The organism is Arthrobacter sp. TE26545 (assembly GCF_056279005.1).
Genome location: NZ_JBWBQM010000001.1, coordinates 3,139,358 through 3,155,777, shown reverse-complemented (window position 1 = coordinate 3,155,777; position 16,420 = coordinate 3,139,358). Strand labels below are relative to the sequence as shown.

At 66.3% G+C, this 16,420-nt stretch carries 17 protein-coding genes and 1 pseudogene; 10 read left to right on the top strand and 8 right to left on the bottom strand.

The window, feature by feature from the left end:
- Positions 1-4: 4 nt before the first annotated feature.
- From ACZ9CK_RS14290 to ccsB, 3 genes are read left to right on the top strand one after another with little or no spacing between them, the layout of a single operon-like run.
- Positions 5-760, top strand: coding sequence for a cytochrome c biogenesis CcdA family protein (locus tag ACZ9CK_RS14290; RefSeq protein WP_426299555.1), 756 nt, complete (start codon positions 5-7; stop codon positions 758-760).
- On the top strand, positions 760-2,436 hold the full coding sequence (gene resB / locus ACZ9CK_RS14285; RefSeq protein ID WP_476050267.1) for a cytochrome c biogenesis protein ResB: 1,677 nt from the start codon (positions 760-762) through the stop codon (positions 2,434-2,436). Before ACZ9CK_RS14290 ends, resB begins: the two co-directional genes overlap by 1 nt.
- Positions 2,436-3,485 (top strand): c-type cytochrome biogenesis protein CcsB, encoded by a 1,050-nt coding sequence (gene ccsB / locus ACZ9CK_RS14280; RefSeq protein ID WP_426299551.1) that lies wholly within the window; start codon positions 2,436-2,438, stop codon positions 3,483-3,485. Before resB ends, ccsB begins: the two co-directional genes overlap by 1 nt.
- A 72-nt stretch (positions 3,486-3,557) precedes the next feature.
- Here the strand turns inward: ccsB and ACZ9CK_RS14275 are convergent, their stop codons facing one another.
- The gene (locus ACZ9CK_RS14275) at positions 3,558-3,938 is read right to left on the bottom strand and encodes a PLD nuclease N-terminal domain-containing protein (protein ID WP_476050266.1); all 381 of its coding nucleotides are present in this window, start codon (positions 3,936-3,938) and stop codon (positions 3,558-3,560) included.
- Between the two features lie 115 nt (positions 3,939-4,053).
- Between ACZ9CK_RS14275 and ACZ9CK_RS14270 the strand changes: the two genes are divergently transcribed.
- Positions 4,054-4,362, top strand: a complete 309-nt coding sequence (locus ACZ9CK_RS14270; protein ID WP_476050265.1) for a DUF4229 domain-containing protein — start codon at positions 4,054-4,056, stop codon at positions 4,360-4,362.
- Positions 4,363-4,375: 13 nt separating this feature from the next.
- On the opposite strand, the gene ACZ9CK_RS14265 is transcribed toward ACZ9CK_RS14270, so the two are convergent.
- The 5 genes and pseudogenes from ACZ9CK_RS14265 to ACZ9CK_RS14245 all read right to left on the bottom strand — a co-directional run bounded on the left by ACZ9CK_RS14265 (position 4,376) and on the right by ACZ9CK_RS14245 (position 8,360).
- Positions 4,376-5,254, bottom strand: coding sequence for a 1,4-dihydroxy-2-naphthoate polyprenyltransferase (locus ACZ9CK_RS14265; RefSeq protein ID WP_426299545.1), 879 nt, complete (start codon positions 5,252-5,254; stop codon positions 4,376-4,378).
- A gap of 66 nt (positions 5,255-5,320) precedes the next feature.
- The gene (locus tag ACZ9CK_RS14260; RefSeq protein WP_426299543.1) at positions 5,321-6,439 is read right to left on the bottom strand and encodes an AMP-binding protein; all 1,119 of its coding nucleotides are present in this window, start codon (positions 6,437-6,439) and stop codon (positions 5,321-5,323) included.
- A gap of 10 nt (positions 6,440-6,449) precedes the next feature.
- The gene (locus tag ACZ9CK_RS14255; protein WP_426299541.1) at positions 6,450-7,418 is read right to left on the bottom strand and encodes a 1,4-dihydroxy-2-naphthoyl-CoA synthase; all 969 of its coding nucleotides are present in this window, start codon (positions 7,416-7,418) and stop codon (positions 6,450-6,452) included.
- 22 nt (positions 7,419-7,440) lie between these two features.
- Positions 7,441-7,539, bottom strand: a pseudogene (locus tag ACZ9CK_RS14250) (VOC family protein); the annotation flags it as partial.
- 92 nt (positions 7,540-7,631) lie between these two features.
- A complete protein-coding gene (locus tag ACZ9CK_RS14245) occupies positions 7,632-8,360 on the bottom strand; it encodes a CPBP family intramembrane glutamic endopeptidase (protein ID WP_426299539.1) in 729 nt (242 codons plus the stop codon).
- Positions 8,361-8,458: 98 nt separating this feature from the next.
- Here ACZ9CK_RS14245 and ACZ9CK_RS14240 point away from each other — a divergent pair, with 98 nt between their 5' ends.
- The 3 genes from ACZ9CK_RS14240 to ACZ9CK_RS14230 are packed head-to-tail and all read left to right on the top strand — an operon-like array spanning position 8,459 to position 11,014.
- A complete protein-coding gene (locus ACZ9CK_RS14240; RefSeq protein WP_426299537.1) occupies positions 8,459-9,403 on the top strand; it encodes a metal ABC transporter substrate-binding protein in 945 nt (314 codons plus the stop codon).
- Positions 9,400-10,134: a metal ABC transporter ATP-binding protein gene (locus tag ACZ9CK_RS14235; protein ID WP_426299535.1), complete on the top strand. Its 735-nt coding sequence runs from the start codon at positions 9,400-9,402 to the stop codon at positions 10,132-10,134. The genes ACZ9CK_RS14240 and ACZ9CK_RS14235 overlap by 4 nt, the downstream gene beginning before the upstream one ends.
- Before the next feature lie 4 nt (positions 10,135-10,138).
- Entirely contained in the window at positions 10,139-11,014 is an 876-nt protein-coding gene (locus ACZ9CK_RS14230) for a metal ABC transporter permease (RefSeq protein WP_476050264.1), read from the top strand.
- A 30-nt stretch (positions 11,015-11,044) separates the two neighbouring features.
- On the opposite strand, the gene ACZ9CK_RS14225 is transcribed toward ACZ9CK_RS14230, so the two are convergent.
- Complete coding sequence (locus ACZ9CK_RS14225) at positions 11,045-12,796, bottom strand: hypothetical protein (RefSeq protein ID WP_476050263.1); 1,752 nt, start codon at positions 12,794-12,796, stop codon at positions 11,045-11,047.
- A gap of 83 nt (positions 12,797-12,879) precedes the next feature.
- Positions 12,880-13,371 carry a hypothetical protein gene (locus ACZ9CK_RS14220; protein WP_476050262.1) on the bottom strand — a complete coding sequence of 164 codons (492 nt, stop codon included), beginning with the start codon at positions 13,369-13,371 and terminating at the stop codon, positions 12,880-12,882.
- A gap of 305 nt (positions 13,372-13,676) precedes the next feature.
- Here ACZ9CK_RS14220 and ACZ9CK_RS14215 point away from each other — a divergent pair, with 305 nt between their 5' ends.
- The 3 genes from ACZ9CK_RS14215 (at position 13,677) to ACZ9CK_RS14205 (ending at position 16,352) form a co-directional block, all read left to right on the top strand.
- Entirely contained in the window at positions 13,677-15,137 is a 1,461-nt protein-coding gene (locus ACZ9CK_RS14215; RefSeq protein WP_426299527.1) for an amino acid permease, read from the top strand.
- 100 nt (positions 15,138-15,237) lie between these two features.
- On the top strand, positions 15,238-15,696 hold the full coding sequence (locus ACZ9CK_RS14210; protein WP_476050261.1) for an SRPBCC family protein: 459 nt from the start codon (positions 15,238-15,240) through the stop codon (positions 15,694-15,696).
- Positions 15,696-16,352: a pentapeptide repeat-containing protein gene (locus tag ACZ9CK_RS14205; protein ID WP_476050260.1), complete on the top strand. Its 657-nt coding sequence runs from the start codon at positions 15,696-15,698 to the stop codon at positions 16,350-16,352. The genes ACZ9CK_RS14210 and ACZ9CK_RS14205 overlap by 1 nt, the downstream gene beginning before the upstream one ends.
- Positions 16,353-16,420: the final 68 nt, after the last annotated feature.

The following is a 16,420-nucleotide window of genomic DNA, read 5'->3' as shown; positions in this document are numbered from 1 at the left end:
GAACGTGAACAGCCCCTTCGCCGAGACCATCCTCAACGGTTCCCTGCTTCTGGCCATCCCGGTGGCCCTGCTGGCGGGACTCGTCTCCTTCCTTTCGCCGTGCGTGCTGCCCCTCGTGCCCGGGTACCTGGGCTACGTCACCGGGCTGACCGGCGTCGATCTCCAGAAACAGCGGCGCGGCCGCATGCTTGCCGGAATCGGGCTGTTCGTGCTCGGCTTTTCCGTGATCTTCGTGCTGCTCGGCGGGGCCTTCGGCCAGCTGGGCACATTCATCAGCGGTCCGCAGAACGCCTGGATCACCCAGCTGCTGGGTGTCCTGGTGATCGTCATGGGCGTCGTCTTCATGGGCGGCTTCAGCTGGCTGCAACGGGACGCCAAGATCCATGCGAAGCCCCCGGCCGGCCTGTGGGGCGCGCCGCTGCTGGGCATCACCTTCGGCCTGGGCTGGGCCCCCTGCATTGGACCGACCTACTCGGCCGTCCAGCTGTTGAGCCTGTCCGGCGGATCCTCCGCAGCCAAGGGCGCCTTGCTTGCCTTCGTGTACAGCCTGGGCCTGGGAGTGCCGTTCCTGCTGATCGCCCTCGCCGTACGCCGCGGCGCCGGAGTCATGTCCTTCTTCCGCAAGCACCGCCTGGCGATCCAGCGGGCCGGCGGGGCCATCCTGATCCTCCTGGGGATCCTGATGGCCAGCGGAGTGTGGGGTGCCTGGGTCACCGGGCTGCAGTACTGGTTCCAGACCGATGTGAAGTTGCCGATTTGATGAGCGAGCCCGTGGAAGCCAAGAACAAACCCAAGACGACCGAGGACGCCAAGACCGGGGCCGCGCTGCCCGCACTCGGACTGAAAGGCATGCTCCGCTGGGCTTGGACCCAGCTGACCAGCATGCGCACCGCGCTTTTCCTGCTGCTCCTGCTGGCGGTGGCCGCCGTCCCGGGCTCGCTGTTCCCGCAGCGCCCGGCGAACCCCGCCGTCGTCACGCAGTACATCAAGGACCACCCGGACTACGGCAAGATCCTGGATGCCATCCAGCTCTACGACGTCTACTCCTCGGCCTGGTTCTCCGCCATCTACCTCCTGCTGTTCATCTCGCTGATCGGCTGCGTGACGCCGCGGGCCATCGCGCATTACAAGGCGATGCGCTCCCAGCCGCCACGGACCCCCAAGCGGCTGTCCCGCCTCCCTCAGTACGGCACCCTGGTGGTTCCCGCCGACGCCGGGATCCCGGCGTCGCGCGCCATCACCGATGCCGCCGCGCTGCTCAAGAAACGCGGCTACCGCGTGGAGGTCCGGGACGCCGATGGCGACCGGCCGTCACTGGGTGCCGAGCGCGGCTTCCTCAAGGAAGTGGGCAACCTCGTCTTCCACACTTCGCTGATCGGCGTCCTGGTGTCCGTGGCCATCGGCGGGCTGTTCGGCTACAGCGGCCAGCGCATCCTGGTGGAAGGAGACACCTTCGTGAACACCCTGGTGGGCTACGACCAGTTCAGCCCCGGCACCAACTTCCAGAGCAGCTGGTTGCAGCCCTACTCGATCCAGCTGGACAAGTTCGACGTGAAGTTCGACCGTGAATCGCCGGCCCACTTCGGCCAGCCGATCGACTTCACCGCACAGGTGACCACCAAGGAAAACCCGGGCGCGCCGGCCGAAAAGCAGGTCCTGAAGGTCAACGACCCCGTCATGCTGGGCGGCACCAGCATCTACCTCACCGGCAACGGCTACGCCCCGGTCATCACCGTCCGCGACGGCAAGGGCAACATCGCGCTGCAGGGGCCCGTGGTGGCCAAGCTGCAGGGCGACAACTACTACTCCTCGGTGGTCATCAAGGTTCCCGACGCGAAGCCCGATCAGCTGGGCTTCGCCGGCTTCTTCCTGCCGACGGCATTCGTCACCGAACAGGGCGTGTCCTTCAGCGGCGATCCCGAGCTCATCAACCCGCAGCTCAGCCTGAACTCGTACTACGGCGACCTCGGCCTGGACAAGGGCACGCCGCAGAATGTGTTCGAGCTCGACGTCAAGAACCTCACCCAGCTCAACGGCCGCGACCTCCCCACCAAGGGCATCACCCTGGTGCCCGGCAAGACGTACACCCTGCCGGACGGCAAGGGCAGCATCAGCTTCGACGGCGTCAAGAAGTACGTGGGCGTGGATATCCACCACAACCCCGGCCAGGCCAGCGCCCTGGTCTTCGCGTTGCTCGCCGTCGCCGGACTCGTCGTCTCCCTCTACCTGAACCGCCGCCGCGTGTGGGTCCGCACCGGAACCCACGACGACGGACGCACCATGGTGGAGTACGGCCTGCTGGCCCGCGGTGAAGACCACCGCCTGGCCGGCGAAGCCGCCGCTATACGTGAACTGCTGCAGCGTGAATGGCAGCTGGAGCCGGACCCATCCGATACTTCCGACACTGTCGCCTCGACAAACACTAAGGACCGGTAATGTTCCCCATCAACGAAACCATGGGCCAGTACAGCGAGCTCTTCATGCTCCTGGCCGCAGGCACGTACACGGTGGCGTTCGTCGCCTTCGCCTGGGACCTGGCCAAGAGCAGCAAGACGCTGCGCGCCGTGGACCTGAAGGCGGCAGCCGCCGCCAAGGTGCCGGTGGCTGCAGGGCGGATGGCGGGAGCGGACGTCAGCGGGCCGGCAGGCTATGCGGAGCGTCCGACGTCGGGCCCAACCTCCACCGGCGGCACCGCCGCCGGTGATATGCGCTACGCCGCCGAGCGCCGGGCACCCGCCCGTGTGGCAGTGGCGCTGTCCATCCTCGGCGTGCTGATCCACGCAGCCGGCGTGGTCACCCGCGCCATCGGTGCAGGCCGCGTGCCGTGGGGCAACATGTACGAGTTCCTCACCACCGGTGCCTTCGTTGCCGTCGTGGTCTTCCTGCTGGCCCTCGTCCGCCGCGACCTGCGCTTCCTGGGAACCTTCGTGATCGGCCTGGCCGTAATCATGCTCGTGGCGGCCTCCGTCGCGTACTGGACACCGGTTGGCCACCTGGTTCCCGCCCTGCAGAGCTACTGGCTGGTGATCCACGTATCCATCGCGGTGCTGTCCTCGGCGCTCTTCACGTTGACCTTCGCCATGTCTGCGCTGCAACTGGTCCAGGCGCACCGGCAGAAGACCCTTGCCGCGGGCGGCGCCGACAAGCTGGGCTTCATGCGCTTGGTTCCGGATGCCCTGAGCCTGGAGAACCTCTCCTACCGGATCAACACCGTGGCCTTCGTGGGCTGGACCTTCACGCTGATGTTCGGCGCCATCTGGGCCGAGAAGGCCTGGGGGCGCTTCTGGGGCTGGGACACCAAAGAAGTCTGGACGTTCGTGATCTGGGTGGTCTACGCGGGCTACCTGCACGCGCGGGCCACCCGCGGCTGGACCGGAACGCGCGCCGCCTGGCTGTCGATCGTGGGCTACCTGTGCGTGATCTTCAACTTCACGATCGTGAACCAGTTCTTCAACGGCCTGCACTCGTACTCGGGCCTGAGCTAGGACTTGATGCGGCGGGCGCGGCGGGCGCGGCGGGTTCGCCTGCCCGCCCGCTGCCTTCGGCTTTCGGCCGGCTTAGGAGGCGCTGCCGTCGTTGCCGTCGGACGTTGATTCGCCCCTGAGCTTGCGCTGCTTCTCCTCGAGCTCTTCGCGGAGCTTCTTCAGCCGCTCGGCTTCGCTTTGCTTGCGGCGGCGGATTTCCAGGTTGCGCAGGAACTCCGGGTCGTCGTCGGGAGCCGTCGGGTGGGTGGGGAAGGCCGGCTGCGCCGCCCTTCCGCCGTACGGGCGTCCGAAGAAGAACCAAAGGATGGCGCCGAGGACCGGAAGCAGCAGCATCACCACGATCCAGGCCGGCTTGGAGATGCCCCGGACGTAACGGCCGTCCGTGCGGATCACATCCACCAAGCCGTAAACGAAGACCAGCAGGACGATGATGACTGCAACTACGCGGGGCATACCTTCAGTCTAGCCACCGCTCAAGGGCCGTGTACCCGCCTCCGGGGCACGGGCCAGGAGGGCCTTCGCCCGGTCCGGCGGCGGCCGGAGTGGATCCGACCGCTAAACTTGAACCGTGGCTTTCCTCAAGTACTCCCTGATCCGCCTGGCGCTGTTCGTGCCGTTGTTCGTGCTGTTCCTTTTCCTGCAGACCGGCGTCATCCTGGCCGTGGTCTTCGCCGGGCTGATCGCCTTCGCGATCAGCTACCTTTTCTTCCAGAAACAGCGTGACGCCGCCACGGCAGCCATGCGCGAGCGCTTCTCCGGGCGGGCCAAGCCGTTGCGCTCGGCCGGCGAGGTCGCCGATGCCGACGCCGAGGACCGCCTGGTGGACGAGCACCCCGAAGTCCGCGTCGAGAACGACCGGCGCCCCAAGGAATTCTGAAGCCAACCGCGCCTTAGAAGCCGGTGCTCAGCACCAGGCCGAGCGAGAACAGCAGGCTGTAGCCGAGGTTGATCATGCCGGTCTGCTTGAGCACCGGAATGAGGCTCTTGCGCTTGCCGTTGACCATGAGCCAGGCCGGCGTCAGGCAGGCCGGGACCAGGAGCAGCACGATCAGCATCCAGGGCTTGGTGGGCGCCAGGACCACCACCAGGAGAAGCGCCAAGGCCAGCATGAGCACATAGCTCTCACGCGCATGCCGGTCGCCCAGCCGCACAGCCAGGGTCTTCTTCCCGGCAATAGTGTCCGTGGGGATGTCGCGGACGTTGTTGGCCATGAGCAGGGCACAGGCGATCAATCCGGTGCCGATCGCGCCGATGACCGCGGGGAGGCTAATCTGCCCGGCCTGGGTGTAGGTGGTGCCGAGCGTGGCCACGAGGCCGAAGAACACGAACACGAAGAGGTCGCCGAGGCCCATGTAGCCATAGGGGTTCCTGCCGCCGGTGTAGCCCCAGGCGGAAAGCACACAGCCCAGGCCCACCAGGATCAGCCACCAGGCCTGGGTGATGATCACGAGGATCAGGCCCACGAGCATGGCGAGGCCGAAGGCTCCGAACGCGGCCCACTTCACGTGCTGGGCGCGGGCAGCCCCCGATCCCACCAGGCGCAGCGGTCCTACGCGGTCCTCGTCGGTCCCTCGGATCCCGTCGGAATAGTCGTTGGCGTAGTTGACGCCGATCTGCAGCAGCAAGGCCACGAAGGCTGCAAGGATCGCGTTGAGAAGGCGGAACGACTGCAGTTCGTAGGCGGCCGCGGTGCCGATCAGCACCGGGGCGATCGCAGCCGGCAGGGTGCGCGGCCGGGCGCCTTGGATCCATTGTGCAGCTGTTGCCACGTGTTGTACCTCGTGTTGTTTCGCGGTGGGGCCGGATGGGGCCGGCGGTGGATGCGGTGAACTTGTCTATTCTGCCTGATGCTTTTCGCTGAGCAGCGCGCCCATGGCGAGCCGGTCCGGTTTGCCGTTGGGCAGCATCAGCAGCGCGGGCGCGGTGATGACGGTCTTGGGTGCCAGTGCTCCGAGGCCCGAGTGCGCCGCGGCGAGGAGTCGTTCCGGACTGCCCGCAAAGTCGTCCATGGCCACGTAGGCGGCCACGGCCTGGCCCCATTCGGCGGAAGGGACACCAGTGACGAAAGCCGCGCTTACGCCGTCGAGCCTTTCCAGCCCGGCCTGCACGTACGCGGCGGAAACCTTGACGCCGCCGGTGATGATGACGTCGTCGGCCCGGCCCAGGACGGTGAGCTTGCCGTCGGGGGAGAGCTCGCCGAGGTCCCCGGTACGGTACCAGCGGACGTCGTCTTCCTCGAAGAAACCTGCCGCGTCGGGAGCGTCCAGGTAGCCGGCGGCAATGGTGCTGCCACCCAGCAGGATGCGGCCCTCGCCGTCGATCCGGACCTCGACGCCGTCCAGCGGCTCGCCGTCGTACACGCAGCCGCCGCACGTTTCGGCGGAGCCGTAGGTGGTGACCACGCGAAGCCCGGCGGCGCGCGCCGCCTCCAGCAGCCCGGCAGGGGCCGGAGCCCCGCCGAGCAGGATCGCGTTGAAGCGCCGCAGCACGGCGAGCGTCCCCGCGGACGGCGCATCGAGCAGCCGCTGCAGCTGGGTCGGGACCAAGGAAGTGAAGCGGACTTTGTCCGTCAGCTCCAGGGCTGCAGCGATGAAGGCTTCCGGGGTGAAGCCGCCGGACATGTCCATGGCCCACGGGCGGGTGCCGGCGAACAACGAGCGGACCAGCACCTGGATGCCCGCCACGTACTGCAAAGGCAGGGCCAGCAGCCATTGGCCCTCGCCGCGCAGCGCTATCGCGGTGGCCATGGAGGATGCCGCGAGGGCGTCGACGGTGAGCACGGTGGCCTTCGGCGCGCCGGTGGATCCCGAGGTGCGCACCACCACTGCGGCGTCCTCGAAGCCGGGGGTTTCCACGGGAACAGCCGTGGCCTTCCCGTCCGGGGCCGTGACGATCTCGACGGCGGGTCCTTCACCTTGCAGGGCGGCCGCGAGGGCCTTCAGGATGTCATCCACAGCCGGCCTCCTAGAAGTAGTAGGGGAAGGCGGACCAGTCCGGATCCCGCTTCTGCAGGAACGCTTCCTTGCCCTCCACGGCCTCGTCCGTCATGTAGGCCAGGCGGGTGGCTTCGCCGGCGAAGACCTGCTGTCCGGCCAGGCCGTCGTCGGCCAGGTTGAAGGCGAACTTGAGCATGCGGATGGCCTGGGGCGACTGGCGGGCGATGTCCGCGGCGTACTCCAGGGCCACTTCTTCGAGACGGTCGTGGTCCACGGCCTCGTTGACGGCGCCCATGCGGACCATGTCCTCCGCGGAATATTCACGGGCGAGGAAGAAGATCTCACGGGCTGCCTTCTGGCCGATCTGGCGGGCCAGCAGCGCTGAGCCGTAGCCGGCGTCGAAACTTCCCACGGTGGCGTCGGTCTGCTTGAACTTGCCGTGCTGGCGGGAGGCAATGGTGAGGTCCGAGACGACGTGCAGCGAGTGCCCGCCGCCGGCTGCCCAGCCGTTCACGACGGCGATGACCACCTTGGGCATGGTGCGCATGAGCCGCTGGACTTCCAGGATGTGGAGGCGCCCGGCCCGAGCGGGGTCGATGGTTTCCTGGGTCTCGCCGTCGGCGGTGTTCTGTACTACGTACCGGTAGCCGTCGCGGCCACGGATCCGCTGGTCGCCTCCGGAACAGAAGGAATGCCCGCCGTCCTTGGCGGAGGGGCCGTTGCCGGTGAGCAGCACGGTGGCCACATCGGGGGTCATCCGGGCGTGGTCCATGGCGCGGTAGAGCTCGTCCACGGTGCCAGGCCGGAAGGCGTTGCGGACTTCCGGGCGGTTGAAGGCGATGCGCACGGTGGGCAGGTCGCGGACGATTCCGCCGGCTTCGTCGCGTTCCACCTGGCGGTGGTAGGTCATATCCTGGAAGTCGTCGAATCCGGAAACCGTGCGCCAGCGCGCGGGGTCGAAGACGTCGGATACCTTGGCGGGGAAGTCGTTGCTCACCCTGACGAGTTTAGTTACCGGCTCAGCTGATGCAGAACTCGTTGCCTTCGGGGTCCGCCATGGTGTGCCATTCGTGCGGGCCCTGGCTGGCGGTCCACAGGTGCCTCGCCCCGCGGGCCTTGCGGACAGTTCCGGTCCTGGTTGCCCAACTGGCTGGCAGTTGTGGTCGTTGTGAGCCCTCAAAACGACCACAACTGCGAGTTAGTTGGGGACTTAGGCGCCGAAGAACTGCGGAGGCAGCGCGTAGATCAGCAGCACGGCCAGAAGGTTCTTGCCGGCGTGGACCAGGAACGAGAACATGAGGTTCTTCCCGGTCCAGACGTAAACCGCGACCAGAACCGCGCCCATTCCGAGGTAGGGGACCATGGCCTGGGTGGAGAGGCCTTCATTGCGGAAGACATGGATGCCCGCGAACAGCACGACGGAGATCGCGCAGCAGACCCAGGTGTTGAGGCGTCCGGACAACTTCCCGATCAACAGGTGGCGGAAAATGTACTCCTCCACGAACGGCCCCACCACAACCAGCAGGGGCACGATCAGCCAGGCCGGGACGTTCTCGATGAGCGACTGGATTCCCAGCTGGTTTTCCGAGGCGCGTGCTTGTCCGCTTGCCGTGACCAAAATGGCCGTGAACACCAGCATGGCCACGACGGAGGCAGGCACCATGGCCAGTGTGAACCACGGGCGGGTGGCAAGGATCCGCGTGTCGCGGGAAAGCACCCGCCGGGCGGCCAGGAAGGCGAATATGCCAACCGAGGCATAGAAGGCGAGGTTGACCGCATAGGAGGCCGCCGCTTGAGTTGCCCGGAGGCTCTGCAGCAGGGGTGCCAGCAGGGCACCGGCAAAGGCAGCGAAAAGCATTAGTCCGAGGTAGAGTCCGGACGCCACGGCGTCGAGGCCGTTGAAGGCGTATAGCCTTCCCGGTGCTGGAATCTTGCCCATGTGAATAAGCCTAGCCGCGTGGGCCCCACGGCCGAGCGGAGCGAGGTTGGGGGCGGATATGCGGTAACTGGCAGTGCCTTCCGGCTATAATTTTCGGCATGCCTAAATCTCTGTTTCGGTACACCAAAGCTGCTGTCCGGAATGTGTCCCTTGTCCTCACCGCCGCCCTCGCGTTCGGCCTGACCGCTTGCGGGGGTTCGACCAGCGCCGGAAACGATGACCGGCCCGTCGTCCTGACCACCTTCACGGTCCTGGCCGATATTGCCAAGAACGTGGCCGGCGACAAACTGCGCGTCGAATCCATCACCAAGGTGGGTGCCGAAATCCACGGTTACGAGCCGACCCCGGGGGACATCCGCAAGGCAGCCCAGGCCGAGCTGATCCTGGACAACGGGCTGAACCTCGAGGTCTGGTTCCAACAGTTCGTCGAAGGGCTGGACGTGCCGCATGCGGTGGTGAGCGAGGGCGTGGAGCCGATGCCGATCGCCGAGGACAGCTACAAAGGCAAACCGAACCCGCACGCGTGGATGTCGCCGTCGAACGTGCAGATCTATGCCGACAACATGGCCAAGGCCTTCGCCAAGCTCGACCCGGCCAACGCCGCCGCCTTCGAGGCCAACGCCAAGACGTACAAGGCGCAGTTGCAAGAGGTCAAGGACTACCTGGCCACAGAGCTGAAGGCGCTGCCCGTCCAGCAGCGGGCACTTGTCAGCTGCGAGGGGGCCTTCTCCTACCTGGCCCGCGACGTCGGACTCAAAGAGGTCTACATCTGGGCCGTCAACGCCGAACAGCAGGCCACGCCGCAGCAGATCGCCCGGGCCATCGAATTCGTCAAGGAGCACAAGGTCCCGGCCGTCTTCTGCGAGTCCACGGTGTCCAATGCCCCCATGATGCAGGTGGTCGAGGCCAGCGGTGCGAAGTTCGGCGGTGTTCTCTACGTCGATTCGCTTTCCGAGGCGGACGGCCCCGTGCCGACGTACCTGGACCTGATCCGGCACGACGCCCGGACCATCGCCAACGCACTGACGGGAAAGACGTCATGAGCACCCCGGCAATCCTCGTAGATAAAGTCACGGTGCATTACGGAGAGGTCCTCGCCCTCGACGGCGCCTCGCTGAGCCTGGAGCCGGCCCGTATCTGCGGGCTCGTGGGCATGAACGGCTCCGGAAAATCCACCCTTTTCAAGGCCATCATGGGCATGGTGAAGCCCGATTCCGGGCAGGTCCTCATCAACGGGCAGCCCCCGATGAAAATCCGCAAGGAGGCCGGGATCGGCTACGTCCCGCAAAGCGAGGACGTGGACTGGGCGTTCCCGCTGTCCGTGCGCGACGTGGTGATGATGGGCCGGTACGGGCACCTCGGCTTCACCCGCCGGCCGCGAAAGGCGGACCGCGAGGCCGTCGAACACGCCCTGGAGCGGGTGGAACTGGGCGACTACGCCGACCGGCAGATCGGCCAGCTGTCCGGCGGCCAGAAGAAGCGCGCGTTCGTGGCCCGCGGCATTGCACAGGGCGCCACCATGATGCTGCTCGACGAGCCGTTCGCCGGCGTGGACAAACGCTCCGAAGCGACCATCACCCGCTTGCTGCGGGAACTCGCCGCCGACGGCGCCACTATCCTGGTTTCCACCCACGACCTCCACGCGCTCCCGCAGCTCTGCGACGAAGCCGTGCTGCTCATGCGGAAGGTGCTCATGCACGGCAACCCGGACGTGGTGCTGCAGCCGGAAAACCTCGCCATGGCCTTCGGCCTCGACGTCATGAACAGGGGCTAGCCCGATGGACCTTATTGACATCCTCTTGGAACCGCTCGGCTATGACTTCATGGTCCGCGCGCTGCTCACGACGGCGATCGCCGCCGTCGTCTGTGCCGTCCTGAGCTGCTGGCTGGTGCTGATCGGCTGGTCGCTCATGGGTGACGCCGTTTCGCACGCGGTGCTGCCCGGCGTCGTGCTCGCCTACATCGTGGGGGCGCCATTCGCGCTTGGCGCCCTGGTGTTCGCGCTGCTGGCGGTGACTTTGATCGGCGTCGTGCGCAACACCAGCCGGGTCAAGGAGGACGCCGCCATCGGGATCGTCTTCACCTCGCTGTTCGCGCTGGGCCTCGTGCTGATTTCCGTGACCCCCAGCCAGACGGACCTGAACCACATCATCTTCGGGAACCTGCTGGGCGTGAGCACAGCGGACCTGGTGCAGGTGGTGGTTCTCGGGGTGGTGGCCTTCGCCATCCTGGTGCTCAAGCGCCGTGACCTGACCCTGTACGCCTTCGACCCCACCCACGCCCACGCGATCGGCCTCTCGCCGCGGCGCCTGGGCGCCCTCCTTCTGGGCCTGCTCGCGCTGACCTCGGTGGTGGCGCTGCAGACCGTAGGCGTCGTGCTGGTGGTGGCCATGCTCATCATTCCGGGCGCCACGGCGTACCTGCTGACCGACCGCTTCTCCCGGATGCTCGTGATCGCCCCCGTCATTTCCGCCGCCTGCTCGGTGGCCGGGATCTACATCAGTTACTACTTGGATACCGCCTCGGGTGCGATGGTGGTGCTCGCGCAGGGCGTGGTGTTCGCCGTCGTCTACCTCTTCAGCCCGCGGCAGGGACTGATCGGCACGCGGCTGGCGAAAGCACGCCGGAAGCGGGCCGCGGCGCTGGTGCGCTGAAGCCGCCGGAGCCGTTCCGCTGCCATCCTGTCAGCGGAACAGGTCCCGGTAGGTACCCATGATGATGCGGTCCCCGGGGGTGGATTTCTTCAGGTAGTCCAGCACGGCCCAGTCATCAAGCGAGATGCAGCCGGCGGTGGGTACCTTGTTCATGTGCAGGAAGATCGCAAAGCCTGCGTTTTGGACGATGTTCGGCCGGTTGTAGTTGATGACCACGCCCTGGCGGTAGTCGTGGCTGGCGCGCGTTGCGTAGTACCACATGTTCTCGTCCCAGCCCACCCAGGACGAGGACTCGAAGTACTTGTTGTAGGTGGCGGTCCAGGGGTTGCCGCCCCAGCGGGACCGCGGGTTCAGCGTCCGGTAGGCGAGCTTGGTTCCGGGGTTGCCCAGGCCGAACGCCTCGGTCACGCTGAAGGATCCCGTCGGCGAAAAGAGGTAGCGGGTGGGGCCGGACGGCACTCCCGGAGGCTTGAATCCCGAAGCGCCCACATAGCTGTCCGTTTTCCAGTCAGGGACATAGGTTCCGGCGAGCCTCTTGCAGTAGATACTCGTTGACCTGGACACCTTGTAGTCCCGGGCGACGGTCAAAAGCACCCGGTTGGCGCCGTAGCTGGAATACTTGGATTTCCCGTTGTTCAGGGCCTGGCATTCGGTGCCCTTGGAATAGATCCGGGTTCCTGCATGGCCTTCCCAGCCGATGAAGCCGCCCTGAAAGTTCTGGATGCACTTGCCGCTGGCGCATTTCTCGTTCGAGAGCGGGTAAGCGAGCAGCCCTCGCGTGGCGCCGGCAGCAGCGTACTGGCCTCCGATGGCACCCCGGACAACCCAGACCCCGCTGCCCGGTGACCAGTAGATGTTCCCGCCCTGGAAGCGCTGGACACAGCCGCTGGCAGGCTGGCCGCAGATTTCGCTGGTGACCGGGTAGCCCATGACGCTGTCCTGTGCGCCGACCGACTTCCAGCGGGTCTGGATGGCACCGCGGACAAAGCGGGGTCCGGTGGCGGGGGACCAGTAGATGGTTCCCCTCGAGAACGCCTGGAAGCAGCCGCCGTTCCGGAGCCCGCAGCTCTCGTTTGATAGCGGCATGCCAAGGCCCGCGGATGATCCCAGGGCGGTCCAGAACCCGCCGATCGCCCCGCGGGACCAGATACGGAAGACTGCGGTCCCATTCCACGCGAGGATCTTTCCGCCCGAGAACTTCTGGACGGTGCCCCCGGGCGCGGCGGTTTCATCGCCCAGTGGATAGCCGAAAGCTGCCAGGCCGCCGCCCGAGAAAAACCCTGGTCCGGTGTGCCCAGTTGCCGAGAAGACCGCGTGGGCGCCGTCCGCGCTGGTCCAATAGATCAAGCCGCCCGCGAACTTTTGCTGGCAGAGGCCACTCTCGGCGCAGTACTGCTTGGAGATCGGTTCGCCGAGTACGCCGCCGGCTCCGCCAAGGTCGAGCCATTTCGCTCCGATCGCACCCTCCGTGGTGAAAGCCGGTGCCGGCGGCTCCGGCGGCTCCGACGGCGCGGAAGGCTCGGACGGCTCCGACGGCTCCGACGGCGGTAGGTCCTCAAGGGACGCGGGAGGATCCACGGTCGGGGAAGGATCGGGCTCCGGTGACTCGGAACCGGAACCCGGGGCGGTCGGGCTGGCTTCATCGCTCGGGCTGGGCTCGTCCGCCGGGGTCACCTCGCTGCTCGGCGACGGGCCCGCGCCCGGACCTGGGGTCTCCTCCGCGCTGGCCGGAGCTGCCGCCAGGGGGACCGCCGCAAGTCCCAGCAAGAGGGCGGCGGCCACGAGCGATATTTTTGCCTGGAATCCGGTCTTCACTGTGTTCCCCCGTTTCACTGTGATCCCCCGTTTCACCGTGTTCCCCCGTTTCACTGCGCATCCTCAGCCGAGACAACCGGTTCGCACGTGCCGGCCCGGCCCGTGGTTCTTGCGAAATCCCTGGCCAGGACGTCGGCCGATTTTCCGGCCTGGACGGTTTCCGTAATCAGGGCGTGGCCCTGGACCGCTGCGCCGATGGTCACGGCGACTGCCACCGTGTACGTCTTGGCCGATTTCGTGGAGTTGACGAGGGTTCCCATGAAGGTCCAGGACCCGTCGGCTCCCGCCGTGCAGCTCTGGTTCCGCAGTGCGTCGATCTCGTTGAAGGAGGTGGAGACGTCACCGGGCTCCGATGACGGCGGCGGTGCGGGGGCCTTGTCCGTTGACGCAGCCGCGCTTGGACCGGTGGATGTTCCGGGACTGCCGGATTCGGTCGACGACGGAGCGGGGCTTGCGCTTTGACTGGCCGGTCCTGCGCCCCCGCCGGAGCACCCGGCAAGGGCAAGCAGCAACGCGGCGGGCAGCAGCCTTCTGTTTCGCATGTTCCCCCCAGGTCCAGTGCGAAGGCCAGGTGCGACGAAGACCGCCCACCTGCCAGGTGTGTCTGTCGATGCTACACACAGGCTAGCGGCAAAGAAGGCAGGCAGGAAGCAGTTTCCCGGCAGCCGGAAAGGCCGGCTGTAGCCCGGGTCACGCGTGGTGCGTTTCACACTGTAAGATGGGCTTGCTGGATTCGCCCTTCGATGATTTGCCCTGCAACCCGCAGAAGTGAATAGGATTCCGGCCAGTGAGCCGAATCACGTGCAGCAAAGGGCGCTGGTACCTACCCAACCCACAAGGAACAACTGTGTCGCAAAGTACCCCCACAGACCTTAAGAACCCCGCCGGCCCGGCATCTGCCGTCGACCCGTCCCTCAGCGCCGAGGGCTACAGCAAGACCCTGAGCCGCCGCCACGTCACCATGATTGCGATGGGCGGCGCCATCGGCGTCGGCCTGTTCATGGGCGCCGGCGGGCGCCTGGCCTCCACGGGCCCGGCCCTGATCTTCTCCTACGCGATCGCTGGCGTCATTGCCTACCTGCTCATGCGGGCACTCGGCGAGCTCATCATGTACCGCCAGACCTCCGGTTCCTTCGTCAGCTATGCCGGCGAACTCTTCGGCAAGAAGGGCGCCTACCTGTCCGGCTGGATGTATTTCATCAACTGGGCCATGACGGGCATCGCCGAGCTGATCGCGATCGGACTGTACTTCCAGTTCTTCTTCCCGAACGTCCCCGTGGAACTGTCCGCCATCGCCGCGCTGGTGCTGCTGGTGGCCGTGAACCTGTTCAGCGTGAAGGCCTTCGGCGAGTTCGAGTTCTGGGCCTCCTGCCTCAAGGTCGCGGCGATTGTGATCTTCCTGGCAGTGGGCACCTTCATGGTGGTCACCAACGCCCAGGTGGGTGGCGGCCACGCCTCCGTGGGCAACCTCTTCCATGCCGACGGCGGAATGTTCCCCAAGGGCGGCCTGGTGATGATCCTGGTCCTCAACGCCGTGATCTTCGCCTACAACGCGATCGAACTGGTGGGCATCACCGCCGGTGAGATGAAGAACCCGGAACGCGAAGTGCCCAAGGCGATCCGCGCCGTCGTACTCCGCATTGTTGTCTTCTACGTCGGCTCGGTGACCCTGCTCGCCATGCTGCTCCCCTCGGACCAGTACAAGGCCGGCACCTCACCGTTCGTCACGGTCTTCGGCCAGATGGGCCTGGGCTGGATGGGCGACGTCATGAACATGATCGTCATCACCGCCGCCCTGTCCTCCTGCAACTCCGGCCTGTACTCGATCGGCCGTATCTTCCGCACCATGGCCAACAACGGCCACGCCCCGCAGTGGCTCACCCGCATGTCCACCCGCCACGTCCCCTATGCCGCGATCCTGGCCATCGGCGCCGTGTACCTCGTGGGCATCCTGTTGAACATCTGGCTGGGCGGCTCGCACGCCTTCGACCTCGCGTTGAACACCGCCTCGATCGGCGTCATCTTCACCTGGGGCTCCATCTTCGCCAGCCAGATCATGCTGCGGAAGAAGAAGGGCATGGTCTCCAGCCTCCCCATGCCCGGTTCGCCCTGGACCAGCTGGGCCGGCCTGGTGGCGCTGCTGGCCATCACCGTGTTGATCGGCTTCGACACCATGACCAGCAAGAGCGGCGAGGTCTTCTACCTCGGCGCCTGGACCCTGGCCACCGTCCCGTTCTTCGCCGTCGTGCTCTGGCTCGGCTGGCAGAAGGTCAAGAACAACGAGCCCAAGAGCGAGCTGTTCGCCTAGGGTTCCAGGACGTTCGACGGCGGGTGCATCCTTGGGGGCGCCCGCCGTTCGCTTCCCCCGGCCTGTTGGGAGTGTCAGTGCCCGGGGCTAGGCTCGACGCATGGAGCACACCACCAGCCTGACGCAGCACATCAACGCCGCCCCGGAGAAAGTTTGGGCCGTCATCTCCGACATTCCCGGCTCAGCCGCAACGCTTTCCGGCGTCGATGCCATCCAGATGCTCAGCGAAGGCGCCTACGGCGAAGGCACGCGCTGGAAAGAAACACGCACCATGATGGGCCGGCAGGAAACGGTCGAAATGTGGGTCTCTCAGGCCGACCCGCCCCGCAGCACCACGGTCAAAGCCCTGCAGGGCGGCGCGGATTACACCACCCGTTTCACCTTGGCAGGGCGCGACGGCGGCACGGACCTCACGTTGACCTTCGGCGCAGAGGTCATCAAGCCCACGCTCCTGAGCAGGATCACCATGGCATTGTTCGGGAAAATCGGGATGAGTATGACCCGAAAGGCCCTCGGCAAGGATCTCGCGGAGATCGCCGCAAAGGCGGAATCCCTCTGATGGCGGCTGCGAAAGTTGCTGCCCCCAGGATTTCGCCGGTGCACTTGGAAGAACTGCGCGACGACGACGCTCCGGACTTCCGCCGCGGTGAAAGGTACGACGGCGTCCGGTTCAGCCAGGTGCGCGCCGACGGTCAGGAGCTTGACGGCGCGGATTTCCTCGAGTGCGAGTTCACCGGCGTCTCCTTCAACGAGGCCGGACTGCGCGGTGCAAGCTTCCGGGACTGCATCCTCTCGGAGCCGTACGCGCCGGTGCTGACCGCCGCGCGCAGTTCCTGGCGCGACGTCGAAATCAGCAACCCGCGCTGGGGCTCCGCGGAACTGTACGAGGGCAGCTGGCAGTCCGTGCGGATCGACGGCGGCAAGCTGGACTTCCTGAACCTGCGCGGTTCCAAGCTCCAGGACGTCCAGGTGAGTGGCTGCATCATCAACGAACTGGACCTGGGCTCCTGCACGGCGAACCGCGTGGCGTTCAAGGACTGCACCATCGGCACGCTCGACGTCACGGGCGCCAAGCTCAAGGACATGGACCTGCGCGGAAGCGAATTCCGGACAGTCAACGGGCTGGGCGGCCTTTCCGGCGTCGTGATCGATGACTACCAGCTCGGCCTGCTGGCGCCCCTTCTTGCCGGGCACCTGGGCATCCGGGTGTTGTGACGGCCGGTGACTTCGTCTTCCGGTTGACCGCCTCCTGTTGACCCCGGACGGGCACAGTGTAATCTTTA

Coding starts and splice junctions, on each gene's coding strand:
- resB (WP_476050267.1), top strand. CDS start 760: ATGAGCGAGCCCGTGGAAGCCAAGAACAAACCCAAGACGACCGAGGAC.
- ccsB (WP_426299551.1), top strand. CDS start 2,436: ATGTTCCCCATCAACGAAACCATGGGCCAGTACAGCGAGCTCTTCATG.
- ACZ9CK_RS14275 (WP_476050266.1), bottom strand. CDS start 3,938: ATGCCCCGCGTAGTTGCAGTCATCATCGTCCTGCTGGTCTTCGTTTAC.
- ACZ9CK_RS14245 (WP_426299539.1), bottom strand. CDS start 8,360: ATGGGCAAGATTCCAGCACCGGGAAGGCTATACGCCTTCAACGGCCTC.
- ACZ9CK_RS14240 (WP_426299537.1), top strand. CDS start 8,459: ATGCCTAAATCTCTGTTTCGGTACACCAAAGCTGCTGTCCGGAATGTG.
- ACZ9CK_RS14235 (WP_426299535.1), top strand. CDS start 9,400: ATGAGCACCCCGGCAATCCTCGTAGATAAAGTCACGGTGCATTACGGA.
- ACZ9CK_RS14230 (WP_476050264.1), top strand. CDS start 10,139: ATGGACCTTATTGACATCCTCTTGGAACCGCTCGGCTATGACTTCATG.
- ACZ9CK_RS14220 (WP_476050262.1), bottom strand. CDS start 13,371: ATGCGAAACAGAAGGCTGCTGCCCGCCGCGTTGCTGCTTGCCCTTGCC.
- ACZ9CK_RS14210 (WP_476050261.1), top strand. CDS start 15,238: ATGGAGCACACCACCAGCCTGACGCAGCACATCAACGCCGCCCCGGAG.
- ACZ9CK_RS14205 (WP_476050260.1), top strand. CDS start 15,696: ATGGCGGCTGCGAAAGTTGCTGCCCCCAGGATTTCGCCGGTGCACTTG.